Below are 15,596 nucleotides of genomic sequence, written 5' to 3'. Positions count from 1 at the left end.
GAGGTTGGGCAGGTTTGCTGCTCGCAAAGATCAATGGTGTTTCTCTAATTTCCAAACACCCCCTTATAAATGAAGGCCTTTTTGGGAATTCAACAGTACTATTACGGCATACCCCCTCAACGAAACATGCTATTTTCTCAATAACATCATCCATTACACTAGTTTCCCCTTAAAACCAGAAGGAAATATAAGACCGATGTACTGAGTAAGTAGTCACTAGCGGGCGTGGTAGCCCTCCGGTTTCAAAAGCTACTCTGTGAAGCACAATCACACTAAACTGCTCCTACCTTTGCTAGGTGAGAAACCGCTTCGCGTTTCAGCCGCGCTACTACCTGTTTTGGCTGCTCTTCTTCCTGGCATCTAAGGGACTGTTTTTGCTGTATCATTTCAGCAAAACGGCCTTGCTGCCTGCCGGCACTATTGCCGGCGTAGCGGGGTATGGTCTGCGGCTGGATGCCTCGGCAGCCGCATACATCAGCCTGCTTCCGTTTGTGCTGGTAGTGGGCGGTAGCCTGCTGGGCAGCCGCTTCGGCCTCGACCGGCTGGTGCGGTTTTATACGGCCGTAGTGGGCGTGGTCGTGGCGTTCCTCACCACCATCGACTTGGAACTGTACCGGACCTGGGGATTTCGGCTGGATTCTACTCCTCTGCAGTACCTCAACTCGCCGGCCGAAATGGCGGCCTCCGCCGGCAGCGCCCCGCTGCTGCTGCTGCTGGGCGCGTTCATAGGCTTACTGGCGCTGGGGTATCTCCTATATAATAAGGTGGTGGGTACGCTCCCCCTGCTCCCGGCGGGCTTTGGCAGGGGCCGGGCGGCGCTGGTGAGCTTGCTGTATGCAACGCTACTGATTGTACCGCTGCGCGGTGGGGTGCAGCAGATTCCGGTGAATCAGAGCGACGTGTATTTCTCCAGCCAGCCATTTGCGAACCACGCGGCCGTGAACCTGCCCTGGAACGTGGTAAATGCCCTGACCCTGAGCGGCACGGACGCCAGCCGCTACCGTTTTCTGACGGATAGTGTTAGCCGCAACCTCGTGCGCCCCCTTTATACCTATACAGATACCCTCGCTCCGGCGGCTTCCACCAGCCTTCTGCGCACTCCGCGGCCCAATGTGGTCTTCATTATTCTGGAGAGCTTCACGTCCAAATTTGTGGGCTGCACCGGCGGCGAGTCTGGCGTTACGCCCAACCTCGACAGCCTGGCCCGCACCGGAGTACTCTTCAGTAACCTCTATGCGGCCGGCGACCGGAGCCAGAAAGGGCTAGTGGCACTGCTTTCGGGCTACCCCAGCCAGCCCACTCCAAGCAGCATCATTAAGTTTCCGCGCAAAACCGAGCGGCTGCCGCACTTGTGCCAGTCGCTGAAACAAGCGGGCTACAGCTCACACTACTACTACGGAGGCGAGCTGGCCTTCGCCAACATGAAAAGCTACCTCATGACGGCGGGCTACGAGCAGCTCACGGAGCGGTCTGACTTTCCGAAAAGCCAGCAGAACTCGAAATGGGGAGCCCACGACCATGTGCTGTTTGACCGGGTGCTGACCGATCTGCGGACGCAACGGCAGCCGTTTTTCACGACTGCATTCACGCTGAGCAGCCACGAGCCGTTTGAGATACCCATTCCGCGCAAGTTTCGGGGCTCCGACGAAACAGCCCTGTTCCGTAACTCCGTGTATTATACCGACTGGGCGCTGGGGCGCTTTCTGCAGCAGGCTCGGCAGCAACCCTGGTACGACAATACGCTGCTGGTTCTGGTAGCCGACCACGGCCACACGCTGCCCGGCTTCAACGAAGCAGAAGAGCCCGCCAAATTCCGGATTCCGCTGGTGCTGGCCGGCGGCGCGCTCCGGCCCGAAGTCCGTGGCCGGGTCCTTTCCACGCTCGGCTCCCAAACCGACATTGCGGCCACGCTGCTGGCCCAGCTCCGGCTGCCCACCACGGCCTACCGCTGGAGCCGCGACTTGCTGCGCCCGGTGCAGGAGCCCTCGGCTTTCTACTGCTACACCGACGGGTTCGGGTTCGTGACGCCGGCTGGCACGCTCACCTTCGACAATATCTCGCGCCGCGAAACCAGCCGCACGCCGGGCGTACCGGACAAGCAGCTGCGCCAGGGCCAGGCCTATGAGCAGCTCAGCATGGAAGATTATCTGGCTAAATAAGCTGCCTCGATGTGGCTCCCGGCCTTATGAAAGAGTTGCTTTTCGTGTACAATGCCAACGCCGGAGTGCTGAACGGGGTGCTCGACACGCTCCACAAAACCCTCTCACCGGGCACCTATTCCTGTTCGCTGTGCGCCCTCACGTACGGCGCCTTCACTATGCGGCCGGAATGGGCGGCGTTTCTGCGGCAGCTGCCCGTCACGCCGGTTTTTCTGCACCGCGACGAGCTCCGCACACAGTACCCCGAGCTGGCCCGGCTACCGTTGCCGGCTGCCTTCCTGAGAAATGCCGCTGGCAACTGGGAGCAGTTTCTTACGGCCACGGAGCTGAATCAGGCGGATCTGGCGAGCCTGATGGCCCTGGTTCAGCAACGGCTACCAGCATAGGCCCCGGCAGTCTGAGTCTATGAGTGTCAGGGCTTTCTTGGGAGGGCCTATGGGAAACCCCGGCTTCGCCGTATCTTTGCGCCCTTGCTTATGGAAACGAGAAAAGTTGCCTTTTATACGCTGGGCTGCAAGCTCAACTTCTCCGAAACGTCGGCCATTGGCCGGCAGTTTGAGGAGCACGGCTTCGTAAAAACCTCTTTCGAGGACGCGGCTGATATCTACGTCATCAATACCTGCTCCGTCACGGACCACGCCGACCGGAAGTGCCGGAAGGTGGTGAAAGAGGCCCTGAAACATAACCCCGAGGCTTTCGTGGCCATTGTGGGGTGCTATGCCCAGCTCAAGCCCCAGGAAATTGCGGAGATACCCGGCGTGCATGCGGTGCTGGGCGCGGCCGAAAAGTTTCAGTTGGTGGAAACGCTGGCGGGCTTTCAGAAGCCGGCCGCCGGGCAGCCCGGCCATGTGTACGCCTCCCCTATATCCGAGGCCACGGAGTTTCATGCCGCGCACAGCTACGGCGACCGGACCCGCACGTTCCTGAAAGTGCAGGATGGCTGCGACTATTCCTGCTCGTTCTGCACCATTCCGCTGGCGCGCGGCAACAGCCGCTCCGACTCCGTGCAGAGCGTGATGGAACGCGTACAGAAGCTGGCCGAAACAGGCGTGAAAGAAATTGTACTGACGGGGGTAAACCTCGGCGACTTTGGCTTGCAAGGGCCGGAGCGCGAGCGGCGGGAAACGTTCTATGATTTGGTACAGGCACTTGACGAGGTAGAAGGCATCGAGCGGTTCCGCATCAGCAGTTGCGAGCCCAACCTGTTGTCCGACGAAATTATCCGGTTTGTGGCCCGCTCGAAGCGGTTTATGCCGCATTTCCATATTCCGCTGCAGTCGGGCTCCAACAAGATTCTGGGCCTGATGCGCCGCCGCTACCGGCGCGAGCTGTACGTGGAACGGGTGCAGCTGATCAAGCAGGTTATGCCGCACGCCTGCATCGGGGTTGACGTTATTGTGGGTTTTCCGGGCGAGACAGAGGAGGAGTTTCTGACCACCTACCAGTTTCTGAATGAGTTGGACGTGAGCTACCTGCACGTATTCCCGTATTCGGAGCGCGAAAACACGCTGGCACCCACCCTGCCCGGCCGGGTGCAGGACCGCCACCGCCACGAGCGGACTACCCAGTTGCGAGGCCTTTCGGAGAAGAAAAAGCGGCATTTCTATGAGCAGCACGTGGGCCTGGAAACAGCCGTGCTCTTCGAGGACGACGTAACCAACGGCCAGATGGAAGGCTTTACGCCTAATTATATCCGCGTAACGGCCAAATACGACCCGCTGCTGGTGGGCGAGCTGAAGCATCTGCGTCTTTCCGCCGTAACTCCGCAGAATCTGATGGAAGCGGAGGAGACAGGTATTGAAGTGTTGCAGCACTGAGGGCTTTGGTATAGGCATTAGCTTATGGCAAACACCTTTTACCATTGATTTCCATCACAAAAAAGCGCTGCTGCCGTCTGGCAGCAGCGCTTTTTTATAAAGCTGAATGCGGGCAGCTGGCAACACATGCCGTAGTCAGCTCTACATTTTCCGCTGCATGAGGTCCAGCATTTGCTGCATAAGGCGCTGCTGGTCCTGCAGATGTTGGTTTCGAAGTTCGGCCATAGCCAACTGGTGCGCCATCTGCTGCGTGTAGAGAGCAGCTTGCCACGCGGCTTCCGGTGCTGGTGCAGCCATCACTACTGGTGTAGGCGTTGCGGGCGGTACGGAGGGCACGGTAGCGGCGGAAGCAACAGGTGCAGGTTCTTCACCGGTACCCTCGCTACCCGAAGCCAGAGGCTGCTGAGGACCGGCAGCCACTTCATCTGCTGGCTCCACTGGCTTTGTCATAGATTTTGTCGCAGCAGGCGCAACAGCTTGCGGCGTAGCATGGGTAGCCGGAGTGGCAGAGCCAACTGGTAGCGCCGTAGTAGGTGTTTCAACTTCGGAAATAAGCATTGGTCCAGAGCCTTGTATCAACCATTCTTTTGATACATTTGGATACACTTCGAATACTTTACACAAAAGGTCAAATCCGGGTTTATTTCTCTCTTCTACAAGGTGTTGAACAACTGTTGCTGTCTTATCTAAGGAGTTAGCAAATGCGTTTTTACTTATACCCAAATGAGAAATAAGCTGTACAAAGCGCTGCCCTACTGTTGCTGATTCTGCCATGAGTCCAAATGGATTTACTTATACAAATGTATATAAACAATTACACTCTACACTCAGACTTTTCTATGCCGCTACGGCGCTGCATTAGACTGCTAGAATCAGGACTAGTCGTTGAGTAGAATGCTGGATCATCGCGCGCTTCATCTCCTGAGTAGAAGCACAGCAATTCATCGGCACGCAGTGCAACTTCGATACGTCGCAGCCCTATCCTTCACAATCTTCTCATGCGTTATACTGGACCGAAATAGTATCCTAAGCTGTAATGCTGTTCTAAGTGGCCGGAGAAACCCCGGGGATAGACGCTGAGTTGGCAGCCCCTACCCTTTCATACCGAAGACGCCGAGTAACAGTTTGAGGAAGCGCCAACATACAGGGGCGGGTAAATCCATTACCAAGTCGTGATAAAAAGAGAGTATCAGGTCTGCTGTTCAGCGTGAGACAGTGAGCGGCTGGTTTCGCTAGGCTTTGGCAGTTGCTCTACAAATCAACACTTGGCACCAACTTCTACCGGTTCATCAGCATTTCATACACTCCAACCCAGCTATCGTGGCGCGCAAGCTGGAGTGGTTTTCAGGGCGCATCGTTACTCTATTCACCTGTGAACTGGCCTAGTAAGCAGGCCGATTTCATCGGTAAAAGCGCATGTCCAGATTGATAGAGCGTGCTGTGGCACCTCCTCTCCCACTCATCACCAAGCTCAACTAAGTGTGCACTAAAAAGGACGTCCTGCCATATATGGCAGGACGTCCTTTTTAGTGCAGCTCATAAGTACAATGCAGCCAAACCTGCTGCATTTGGCGGGTACAACCGTACCGTCCCTACTCGTACCGTAGGCTTTCGATGGGGTCGAGGGCGGCGGCTTTGCTGGCCGGATAGTAACCCGAGGCCAGCCCCACCGTGATGCAGATTACCAATCCCATCGACATCCAGAGCCACGGCACAATGAAGGCGCCCTGGTCCATGAACAGCGTGAGCAGGTTGCCGCCACCTACGCCCAGCAGAATGCCGAGCAAGCCACCCAGCACGCAGATTACAATGGCTTCGATGAGGAACTGCTGCCGGATCTGGAGCGAGGTGGCGCCTAGTGCCTTCCGAATGCCGATTTCGCGGGTCCGCTCCGTCACCGACACCATCATGATGTTCATCAGGGCAATGCTGGCGCCCAGCAGCGTGACAAAGCCGACCAGGAAGCCGCCCACTTTCAGCCCGCCCGACAGCTCATCGAGCTTGGCGGCCATGGAGTCGGAGCGCTCCACCTCAAAGCTGTCTTCCTGCCCGAGCTGGTCGTGGCGCACGGCGCGCATGATGCCGGTGGCCTGGCCCGTGAGGTAGTTCAACTCGCCGGGACGAGTGGTAGCGGTTTTCACGTCGAAGGTGAGGGCCCGCTGCCGGGGCATCTGGTTGCCGGTTTCCAGCGGAATCAGCACCATCCGGTCGGCGCCGCCACCCTGGCCGCTGCTGCCGCTTTTTTCCAGCACCCCTACCACCAGAAACCGCCGCCCCAGCAAATACACGTACTTGCTGAGCGGACTTTCGGAGGGGTACAGCTTTTCCTGAATTTCTGAGCCGATGATGGCTACGTTGGTACCGTTGTCCAGCTCCAGCGGCGAAAACGTGCGGCCCTTTCCCAGGTTATAGCTCTGGATCTGCAGGTAATTTTCGTCGCCGGCAACCACCTGGATATTGGGGTTGGTTTTCTGGCCGTTGCCTTTCACTTCCGTGGCACCCGATATGAAGGCCGAAACCCCTACCTGCGCCTCGTCACCGAGGGTTTGCTTGTATTTTTTGGCTTGCAGCAGGCTAATGGGCGGATACACGCGCCCCTGCACGCCGCCTCGCCGAAAGCGGTTGGTGTAGCCTTTTGCCTTCATTTCAAAGGAATTGGCTCCCAGACTGGCAAAGGTCTGGTTCAGCGAATATTTCATGGCGTCGATGGCCGTGAGGATTCCGACCAGCGCCATAATTCCGATGCTCACAATGAGCGCCGTCAGAACGGTGCGCAGCAGATTGCTCTTAATGGAGCGAAAAGCTTCCCTGATGTTTTCCAGCAGATCCATACATCGAAAAATTGTGGCTAAGCTAAGGAATTGCGGTGGCTTTGCGGCCACTGCCCTGTGGCCGGCCCGCCCGGGTGCGGCCGTATATGCAGCCTCCGGGCAAAAGGCGTTATCTTTCCCTTACCGGCCCGGGCAAAATTTGCCGCCACTGCCCGCCGACGCTGTTATTTCCGCTCCTGCCCGAACCAAGAAGCCTGCCTCGTCCGTTGCGGGGACAGCGCCTATCTTCTTGCCATTACGCATCCGATGAAAAATACCTTGTTCAACTACCGCACCCTGCTGGTGCTCTTGCTGCTGGCCTGGCTGGCCCCGCTGGGTGCCTGGGCCAATCATGTTCTTATCCCGATGGACAACACCCAGAAGGAGCACCTGAAAGCCTACGGTATTGCGTATTGGCTGCTGGGCAAGCAGATTGAGGTGGAATGGCTGCTGAACTACCGTGGCGGCTCCTTTGCCTGCGAAGTAGCGCCCGGCGTGGAGAATGAAATGGCCGTGCGCGGCGTCACGTATCAGGTAATTTCGGGGGCGCAGTACACCAGCATCCTGTCGGAAATAGCTGACCCCAATGCTAATATGGATGTGATGAAGTTGGAGAAGGTGCCCAAAATTGCGGTGTACACCCCCAAAGGCAAGCAACCCTGGGACGATGCCGTGACGCTGGTGCTGGGCTACGCCGAAATTCCCTACGACGAAATCTACGATGATGATGTGCTGGACGGCAAGCTGCCCAAGTACGACTGGCTGCACCTGCACCACGAGGACTTTACGGGCGAATACGGCAAGTTCTTCGCCAGCTACCGCAACCGGCCTTGGTATCAGCAGCAGCAGCGCGACTCCGAAGCGGCGGCCAAGCGCCACGGCTTCAAGAAGGTCAGTGAGATGAAAGCGGCCGTGGTGGTGAAAATGCAGGAGTTTATTGCGGGCGGCGGCTTCCAGTTTGCCATGTGCTCGGCCACGGATACCTACGATATTGCGCTGGCCGGCCTGGGCGTAGACATGGTGGAAAGCATGTACGACGGCGACCCGGCCGACCCCACCGCTCAGTCCAAGCTCAACTTCAACCGTACGCTGGCCTTCAAGGACTTCCAGCTCGTGCGCGACCCGTACCAGTACGAGTACAGCAACATTGACATGCAGCCCCAGGAACGCGGCGTGTACGAAGACAACGACTATTTCCAGCTTTTCACCTTCTCGGCCAAGTACGACCCGGTGCCCACCATGCTTACCCAGGACCACGAGAAGACCATCAAGGGCTTTATGGGCCAGACCACGGCCTTCCGCAAGAGCCTTGTGAAGTCCGATGTGGTGGTGATGGGCGACAACAAGGCTTCCGGCGAAATCCGCTACATGCACGGCACGCTCGGCAAAGGCACCTGGACCTTCTATGGCGGCCACGACCCCGAAGACTACCAGCACCTAGTGGAAGAAGAGCCCACCGACCTGGCCCTGCACCCCAACTCCCCCGGCTACCGCCTGATCCTTAACAATGTGCTGTTTCCGGCGGCTAAAAAGAAAAAGCAGAAAACCTGATCCTGATTAGTGCTGCCATTCGCTCTGAACGAGCAGACAGCGCAAAGTGTGCCTGGTAAAGCCAGCCGAAACCTCAGTGGGGTTTCGGCTGGCTTCTTTTTGGCGGCCAGCGTTCGGGCGGCGTCGCAACGCAGACTGCGCGCAGGCCGTTAGTGCGGTTGTATCTATCCCCGCGAGGGCCAGATTTCACCCCAGGCACACTGCGTATGAGCTTTGATCATCCCAACTACGGCCTTTCTGAAAGCCAGGAAGAAGACTTTCAGCCGGCGTCACTGGACAATCCACTGCCCCGGGCCGTGCTCCGGATGAACAACTATCAGCTGCTGGACGGGGAATGGAATTTTGCCATCGACACGACGGATAGCGGACTGCGCGACGGCTGGCATCTGGGCCACAGCTATGAGTATACGGCCCAATGGCCGGGAGCCGTAGAGGCACACATAGCGGAAGCCAAAGGTCAGCCCGGCACCTGGCACGACAAGGTGGTGGTGTGGTACGAGCGGGAGTTTACGCGACCGGAGCGCGACGTAGAGCAGATTCGGTCGATGCTGCAGCTCACATTCGGGGCCTGCGGCTACGAAACCCGCGTGTGGCTCAATGGCCGCCAGCTGCGCACCATCGAAGGCGAAGACATCCACTACGGCGGCTACACGTCATTCTCATACGAGCTGCGCGAAGAAAGCCTGCAGGCCGTCAACCGCCTCACGGTGCGCATTGCCGATACGATGGACGCCGAAACGCCGCGCGGCAAGCAGGAGTCGCACGTGTACAAGCGCGGCGGCATCTGGTACCAGACCTATACCGGGGCCGTGCGCAGCGTGTGGCTGGAAATGGTAGAGCGCAACCGCCTTCGCTCCCGTGTCGGAATAGTCAGCCTGGTAGAAGACCAACTGGTGCGTTTCAACCTGACACTCCGCATCCATGACCCAGGCGCCTACGTGATACGGCTACAGGTATTTGACCGCGACCCAGCAGCGACCGAGCCACTGGCTTCCTCCGATTTCCCGCTACGCCTAGAGGCTGGCCAGCGGGAACAGCGTGTAGCCATGGAAGTACCCGGCGCGCAGCTATGGTCGCCGGAAGAGCCGCGGCTATACCGGCTGGTAGCGCAGCTGATTGATGCAGAGGGCTACGTGGCCCAGATTGAGTCGCACTTTGGCTTGCGCAAAATAGAAGCTCGGGGAGCCTACGTGTACCTCAACAACCAGGGCATCTACCTTGATGGCATCCTCTACCAGCCCGGCCGCGCTACCTACGACGAGATGCAGAAGCACATGCACGCCATGAAGGAGCTGGGCTGCAACCTCGTACGGGTGCATATTGCCGGGGTCGATCCGCGCATTTACAACCTGGCCGACGAGCTGGGCCTGCTACTATGGGTGGAAGTACCAAGCCCACACAGCTCTACCCCTCGCAGCCGCCAGAACCACCGCGAGGAGCTTCTGCGCATGGTTGCGCTGATTGGCACCCATCCTTCTGTTGTCATCTGGAGCCTCTACAACGAAGATTGGGGCGCTCAGGACATTGCCACCAACCCCGAAACCCGCCAGTACATTGTCGACATGTACCACTACATGCAGATAGCCTATCCGCAGTTTCTGGTAGTTGATAATGACGGCTGGCACCATATTTCCTGGCTCGGCCGCCTGAAGTCAGACCTGCTGACGGCTCACCTCTACACCCCCGACCTGAACCGGTGGAGAGAACTGCTTGACCGGCTGGTGATGGGCGAAATGGAAGGCACCGCCGCCTTTCCACTCGTCGTCGGCGACCCATTTTTCTACCGCCGCCAGGTGCCGCTGATCGTCAGCGAATGGGGCGGTTTCGGCTTCCCCGACTACGGCGGGCCGCAAGACTCGGCTACCCGTGCCGAGAATATTCGCCTCTTCAAGCAGGAACTCCGCAAACGCTCCATTGCCGGCGACGTCTACACGCAGGCCACCAACATCGAAGATGAGCGCAATGGCCTGATTGACCCACACACCGGCGCCCTTGACGTGCCGGCTGGGCTCTTACGCTCCCGAGTAGAACCGTAAAGATGCGGTCTAGGGCCGGGCTACTTTGAAAGGTGTACAATCTGGCGGGCTACTTCCGGCAGATCAGCAGTTTTTTCGGGGTCGAAATCCAGTGTCAGCTGCACCACTACGGGCTGGCCTTTGGCAGTACCGTAGAAGATGAGCTGATACGCCAGGCCGGTTTCCGTTGCGTAGCTGAGCCGGTAGCCTTTGGCCGGCATATCCAGGATAAACCCGTCGAACGTCTGTTGTTCGGCGGGTTTGTGTTTTTTCTTCTCCGTCCGCACCAGGTCCTCCACCACCGGCAGCAGCTGGCCCCGGTCGAGATAGAGCCAGCCCAGCTGGTAGTTGTCGCAGCGGAGTTCGTATTTTGATTCCGGCGTGCAACCAGCCGGAACGGCCAAGTTGACGCCACAGAAATTAAGCGTGGCTTCAGGGGAGCTGGTTTGCGCAAAAGCCAGGCTTGGTAGCAGCAACCAGGCAATCAACACTACTTTCTTCATGCGTAAGGGAAGATAAAACACGTCCAATATAGCGCAACGCCCTGCAACGGCAAAGGCGAACATAAGTGGGCCCGTGAGAATTAGTGCATCCGGTCGTCGCGAACGGGCAGGCTGGTTACGATTTCGCCTTCAATCTTTAGTAGCTCCTGCAACCGCAGCTCTACCTCTTTGGGGTCGCAGTATTCCTTGGCCAGCTCCACGTAGCTTACAAAATGGCCGGCTTCGGACACCATCAGCTCATAGTAGAACTTGCTCAGCTCAGGGTCCGGAATATGCTTCCAGAGCAACTTGAACCGCTCACAGCTGCGCGCCTCAATCAGGGCTGATACCAGCAGCTGATCCATAAGCTGCCGCTCACGGGGGCCGCCTTTGCGCACGTGCGTCAGCAGTTGCACCACGTACTCGTCGCGGCGCGGGCGGCCCAGCTGGTGGCCGCGCTTGCGCAGTTCCAGCAGCACCCGCTCGAAATGGCTCCATTCCTCAGCCACCAGATCCGTCAGCTCATCCACGAGGCGGGTTTTCTCCGGATAGTGAACAATCATGCTGATGCCGGTGCTGGCCGCCTTCTGCTCGCACCACGCATGGTCGACGAGTATATCCTCGATGTTCTTGCTGGCAATATCCACCCAGCGCGGGTCGGTATTGAGCTTAAGCTTGAGGATGGTTTTTTCCTTGTCCTTGGGATCCATAAGGTAGAATAGCTGTACGTCGGCAGCTAGTTTGGGAGCCGCCGTGCCTTATCAGTCGAAAAACTGCCACCGAATGCCCAGCTCGAAGCGGCGGGGCAGGCCGGTGTAGTAGGGTGTCACGAAGTACCCGTCGCGCAGGATTCCCTGGTTGACGTAGGCCATTTTCAGCAGCACGGCCACCGTACGGATGTCGGCCGTCAGAAACACATCAGCCACGGCGAAATTGGCCGCCGTGAAGTGGTTCTGCACGTAAAACTGCTGGTTGCTGGGGCTGTAGTCGTAGGGCCGCCACGTTGATTGGTAGTACACCTCCGCACCAATCTGCCCAAACAGCGCCTTCCTGAACACGTAGCCCTGGTAGTAAACTTTGCTGTTCGTGACAAGAGCCGGAATGCGCAGGCCTTCCTCGTCGCCGCCGCTGGTAGCGTGGGCCTGGTTGTCGAAGAAGAAGTTGCCTACGTTGAAGCGGTACCGGGCCGAAATAGTCAGCAGCCGTCGGTCGGTGCCAAGTTGAGCGGGCGCACCGCCTTCGTTGTAATACACCAAATCGGTGATATTGATGATGGCACCAGAGGCTTCCAGGCGGTGCCGGCCCAGCGTCTGGTCGAGGCGGGCCGTAAACTGGTTGATGAACGTATTGCGGAACTCATTTTTCCAGGCGTAGTGGTTGCCATCAAACTGCCGCTGCGTGAGCGTAGGCGAGAAGCTGGTACTCAGCGCCTCCCCCGTCAGCGGCCCTACCTTCGCGGCACCGCGCACCCAGTACTCCTGGTTCTGCGCGGGGTTGTTGATGTCGAGAGCAAACACCTCCCCAGCCGTTTCGATGGCGAAAATTTTGTAGTTGAACGCCGCCGAGCCGCCCACAAAAAGCTGGCTAAAATCCTGTCCGTCGTTGGCGGCAGGGCGTAGTTCGCCGGGCTCTCCTACCAGGTTGCGCGTTGCCAGCGACAGGGCACGGTGGCGGGCGTAGAGCTTGTACTCCACAGCCGTCGTGCGGCCCAGCACCCCGAACGTGTTTTCCACCTGCTGCACTTCGGCCCGGTCGTCGGTGGCCGTCTGACTCAGGCGGGCGCGGGGATAGTAGAGCAGGGTATTGGTGGTGGTGTTGACGGGCAGCTTCGTATCCTGGAAGCGGTTCATCTGGCGGTGCCAGTCCACCACGTGGTAGGCAGTGAGCCCCTTGCCTAGCAGGCGGTACGACTGCGCAAAGCGGATTCCGTCGCGGTGCTCCCGGTTGGAAGCCGTAAACAGCCAGGGGCGCTCTTCTCCATAGTCGAACAGCTCGCTCAGCTCCGTCGTGTCCGGGGTAGTGGTATTCGCGGACAGGCTGGGATTGATGCCACCCTGCTCCACCGCCAGGTGCCTGACGTTGTTATAGTTCAGCAGCGCGTGGTACCGCTCGTCGGTGCTTTGGAAGCGGGCAAAAACCAGAAAATTGCTGTGCTCCACCAACGACTCGCGCGGGTTGTTGGTGTATACTTTGTTTGCCGCAAACCGCTCGTAGGCAATACCTATGCTGGCGTTTTTGTTGATGCTGCGCGTGTAGGAAAGCTCGAATACCTGCTCGCCGTTGCCGCCCTGAATGAAGCGAAAAAACGTGTATGGCGACTTGGAATCGTAGTACGGAATGGTGGCCGGGTTGCGGGCGTACCGGTCGAAGGCGTTGCGGCCGAGGCGGGCGCCCAGCTCCGTGTTGGTGCGCCACAGCAGCGGCCGGCCCGCGGTGCCCACGTGCCCCAGGTCCTGGTAGAAGGTGCTGTCGTGGTACCAGTTGCGTGCCGAGGGCAAGTTGACGAGGGTCGTATCAATGATGCGGCCTTCGTTCTGGTCGCGCAGCAGGTCGGCTTCCCGAAGGACCCGGGTGGTGCGGGCGCCATAGAGCACCTTGGTAGAGTCGTCGAGCACCTGGGCCTGCACAGCAGCCGACGCGGTCAGCAGCAGGAAAACCACACTCCAGCCAGCCCGGCTCCGGGCAACCCGCCCCAGCCACCGCAGCGGCAGGCGATATACAAAAGACGAGAGCAACGACAGGTCAGACAACAGCTTGGGGCTTCAACGCGGCCGGGAGCAACTGGCGTAGGCGGGCGGCGCCATCAGCCAGAAACTTCACGGTAACAGGAATGTAGAAAACGGGCAGACGCGCTATTTCCGTATGCAGCGCGGGGGCCAGCAGGCGGGTAGCATCTTTCTGCGTCGTAAAAATACAGCGCCCGGGGCCGCAATGCGCAGCCACTCCCGCAATTTCCGCAGGTGTAAACGCATGATGGTCGGGAAAATCGGCGTGATGCACGATATGGTAGCCGGCAGCCATCAGATAATCGCGCAACGGCCCCGGCTGCGCAATACCCGTCAGCAGCACAATTTCTGGCCCACACGTCCCCGTTTTAGCGGCACTACCCGCCAGCGGCACTGGTTCGGAGTAGGCATAGGTCGAAAACAGTACGGGCACACCGGGCCGGGCATAGCGCCGGACGCGCTGCTCGATTTCCTGCTGCCGGGCCACGCTCAGGTCTGCGTCGCACTTGGTCACGATGACAGCATCGGCACGGCGGGCGCCGGTCCGGTTTTCGCGCAGCCGGCCGGCCGGCAGCACATAATCCTCATAAAACGGCCGGTGCTGCTCGGTGAGCAGAATGCTGAAATCGGGCTGCACCCGGCGGTGCTGAAAGGCATCATCCAGTACGACAGTTCCCACCTGCGGCTGCGCAAACAGCCTGCTCAGGCCGGTCAGGCGGTCTTCACACACCGCCACCGGTACCTGTTCCTTAAAATCCTGATAGTATTGCAGCGGCTCGTCGCCGAAGGTTTCGGCGGTTTCCTGGGGGCTGCCGAGCCGGTAGCCGCGGGTGCGGCGGCCGTAGCCACGGCTGAGAATGGCGGGGTGCTGGCCTCGGCTCAGCAGCTCGCGCACCAGCCAGGCCACATGCGGCGTTTTGCCGGTGCCTCCCACGCGCAGGTTGCCCACGCTTAGCACCGGTACCGGCCAGAAATTCCCGGACGACTTGCGCCCCGTATCGTACAGCCAGTTGCGCACAGCCATAACGCCGGCATACAGCCAGGCCAGAGGCATCAGCAGAAACGAAAGCAGACCGGACATGACGGGCAAAGGTAGCAGTTCATTTGTCCTGCCCGGCCACCGGTTCTACCGCTTGTCACGACGCCCTAAAACCAGCGGGTTGTCCGATTTCTCAGCCAATATGGGAGTCGTTTCTGGCGAGTGTCATTTCGGATTACTGACACGAAGTATCTTCAAGCCTTACCTGATACTTGGCCTCATACCGTATTACCTATAAATAGATTATGACTTACTCCGCCGAACAGATCAATCATTTCCTCACGACCTTTCCAGCCCCGCCTGCTTTGCCGGATGACGTGCTGGCCCATAACCCCTACCGGGAGCCGGAAGTCGCGGAATTGCTAACGCAGTTTGCCCAAAAATTTTACGCCGAAGACCGGCCGCGCGTGGCACTGCTGGGCATCAATCCGGGGCGGTTTGGCGCGGGCCGCACGGGGGTAGCTTTCACTGATCCGGCCATGCTGGCCGAAGTCTGTGGCATTACGAACAACCAGCCGCGGCAGCCCGAGTTGAGCAGCCAGTTCGTGTATCGGGTGATAGGCGCACTGGGAGGGCCGCAGGAGTTTTACCGCCATTTCTACCTTGGCTCGCTCTACCCGCTGGTGCTGCTGCGCCACGGCAAAAACTACAACTACTACGACTCACGGGCTCTGCAGCGCGCCCTGGAGCCAGATATCCGGGACTCGTTGCGGCGGCAGGTGGCAGAGCTGGGGCTGGCCCGGCACGCGGCCGTATGCCTCGGGCGCCGCAACGGGCTCCTTTTTGAGAAGATTAATACCGAGCTGGGCTTATTTGATAAGCTTGTGGTGCTGGACCACCCGCGCTACCTGATGCAATACAAGCGTCGTGCATTGGCCGAAAACGTAGCGCGGTACGTTGAAACGCTGGCGGGCCTGCTGGTGGAAACGGCGTAACCTTTGCCGCTATAATCCCAACTTGCGGCCGGCCGTCGGTTCGTTGCAGCCGCTGTTCCCAG

12 protein-coding genes are annotated in these 15,596 nt (G+C 58.9%); 6 read left to right on the top strand and 6 right to left on the bottom strand.

Annotated elements, in window-relative coordinates:
- Positions 1–296: 296 nt before the first annotated feature.
- The 3 genes from IC231_RS16185 (at position 297) to mtaB (ending at position 3,976) form a co-directional block, all read left to right on the top strand.
- The gene (locus IC231_RS16185; protein WP_190785542.1) at positions 297–2,159 is read left to right on the top strand and encodes an LTA synthase family protein; all 1,863 of its coding nucleotides are present in this window, start codon (positions 297–299) and stop codon (positions 2,157–2,159) included.
- A gap of 26 nt (positions 2,160–2,185) precedes the next feature.
- Positions 2,186–2,545 carry a hypothetical protein gene (locus tag IC231_RS16180; protein ID WP_190785541.1) on the top strand — a complete coding sequence of 120 codons (360 nt, stop codon included), beginning with the start codon at positions 2,186–2,188 and terminating at the stop codon, positions 2,543–2,545.
- A 90-nt stretch (positions 2,546–2,635) separates the two neighbouring features.
- On the top strand, positions 2,636–3,976 hold the full coding sequence (mtaB, locus tag IC231_RS16175) for a tRNA (N(6)-L-threonylcarbamoyladenosine(37)-C(2))-methylthiotransferase MtaB (protein ID WP_190785540.1): 1,341 nt from the start codon (positions 2,636–2,638) through the stop codon (positions 3,974–3,976).
- Positions 3,977–4,117: 141 nt separating this feature from the next.
- Here mtaB and IC231_RS16170 read toward each other — a convergent pair whose 3' ends face one another.
- Together IC231_RS16170 and IC231_RS16165 are read right to left on the bottom strand one after the other, a co-directional pair.
- Positions 4,118–4,750 (bottom strand): hypothetical protein, encoded by a 633-nt coding sequence (locus tag IC231_RS16170; protein WP_190785539.1) that lies wholly within the window; start codon positions 4,748–4,750, stop codon positions 4,118–4,120.
- Between the two features lie 818 nt (positions 4,751–5,568).
- Positions 5,569–6,807 carry an ABC transporter permease gene (locus IC231_RS16165; protein WP_190785538.1) on the bottom strand — a complete coding sequence of 413 codons (1,239 nt, stop codon included), beginning with the start codon at positions 6,805–6,807 and terminating at the stop codon, positions 5,569–5,571.
- Between the two features lie 246 nt (positions 6,808–7,053).
- Between IC231_RS16165 and IC231_RS16160 the strand changes: the two genes are divergently transcribed.
- Both IC231_RS16160 and IC231_RS16155 read left to right on the top strand, forming a co-directional pair.
- Positions 7,054–8,337 (top strand): hypothetical protein, encoded by a 1,284-nt coding sequence (locus tag IC231_RS16160; RefSeq protein WP_211539123.1) that lies wholly within the window; start codon positions 7,054–7,056, stop codon positions 8,335–8,337.
- A 206-nt stretch (positions 8,338–8,543) separates the two neighbouring features.
- The gene (locus IC231_RS16155) at positions 8,544–10,373 is read left to right on the top strand and encodes a glycoside hydrolase family 2 protein (RefSeq protein ID WP_190785537.1); all 1,830 of its coding nucleotides are present in this window, start codon (positions 8,544–8,546) and stop codon (positions 10,371–10,373) included.
- A gap of 20 nt (positions 10,374–10,393) precedes the next feature.
- On the opposite strand, the gene IC231_RS16150 is transcribed toward IC231_RS16155, so the two are convergent.
- The 4 genes from IC231_RS16150 to lpxK form a co-directional block, all read right to left on the bottom strand.
- Positions 10,394–10,855: a hypothetical protein gene (locus IC231_RS16150; RefSeq protein ID WP_190785536.1), complete on the bottom strand. Its 462-nt coding sequence runs from the start codon at positions 10,853–10,855 to the stop codon at positions 10,394–10,396.
- 80 nt (positions 10,856–10,935) lie between these two features.
- Entirely contained in the window at positions 10,936–11,544 is a 609-nt protein-coding gene (gene miaE, locus IC231_RS16145) for a tRNA-(ms[2]io[6]A)-hydroxylase (RefSeq protein WP_190785535.1), read from the bottom strand.
- Between the two features lie 51 nt (positions 11,545–11,595).
- Entirely contained in the window at positions 11,596–13,569 is a 1,974-nt protein-coding gene (locus IC231_RS16140) for a putative porin (protein ID WP_190785534.1), read from the bottom strand.
- A 7-nt stretch (positions 13,570–13,576) separates the two neighbouring features.
- Positions 13,577–14,641, bottom strand: a complete 1,065-nt coding sequence (gene lpxK, locus IC231_RS16135; protein ID WP_190785533.1) for a tetraacyldisaccharide 4'-kinase — start codon at positions 14,639–14,641, stop codon at positions 13,577–13,579.
- Between the two features lie 203 nt (positions 14,642–14,844).
- On the opposite strand from lpxK, the gene IC231_RS16130 reads away from it, so the two are divergent.
- A complete protein-coding gene (locus tag IC231_RS16130) occupies positions 14,845–15,534 on the top strand; it encodes a uracil-DNA glycosylase family protein (RefSeq protein ID WP_190785532.1) in 690 nt (229 codons plus the stop codon).
- The last annotated feature ends 62 nt before the right edge of the window (positions 15,535–15,596 follow it).

Origin of the sequence: Hymenobacter duratus, assembly GCF_014698995.1 — a bacterium.
Lineage (GTDB): Bacteria > Bacteroidota > Bacteroidia > Cytophagales > Hymenobacteraceae > Hymenobacter > Hymenobacter duratus.
This window is presented reverse-complemented; position numbering and strand designations above follow the sequence as displayed.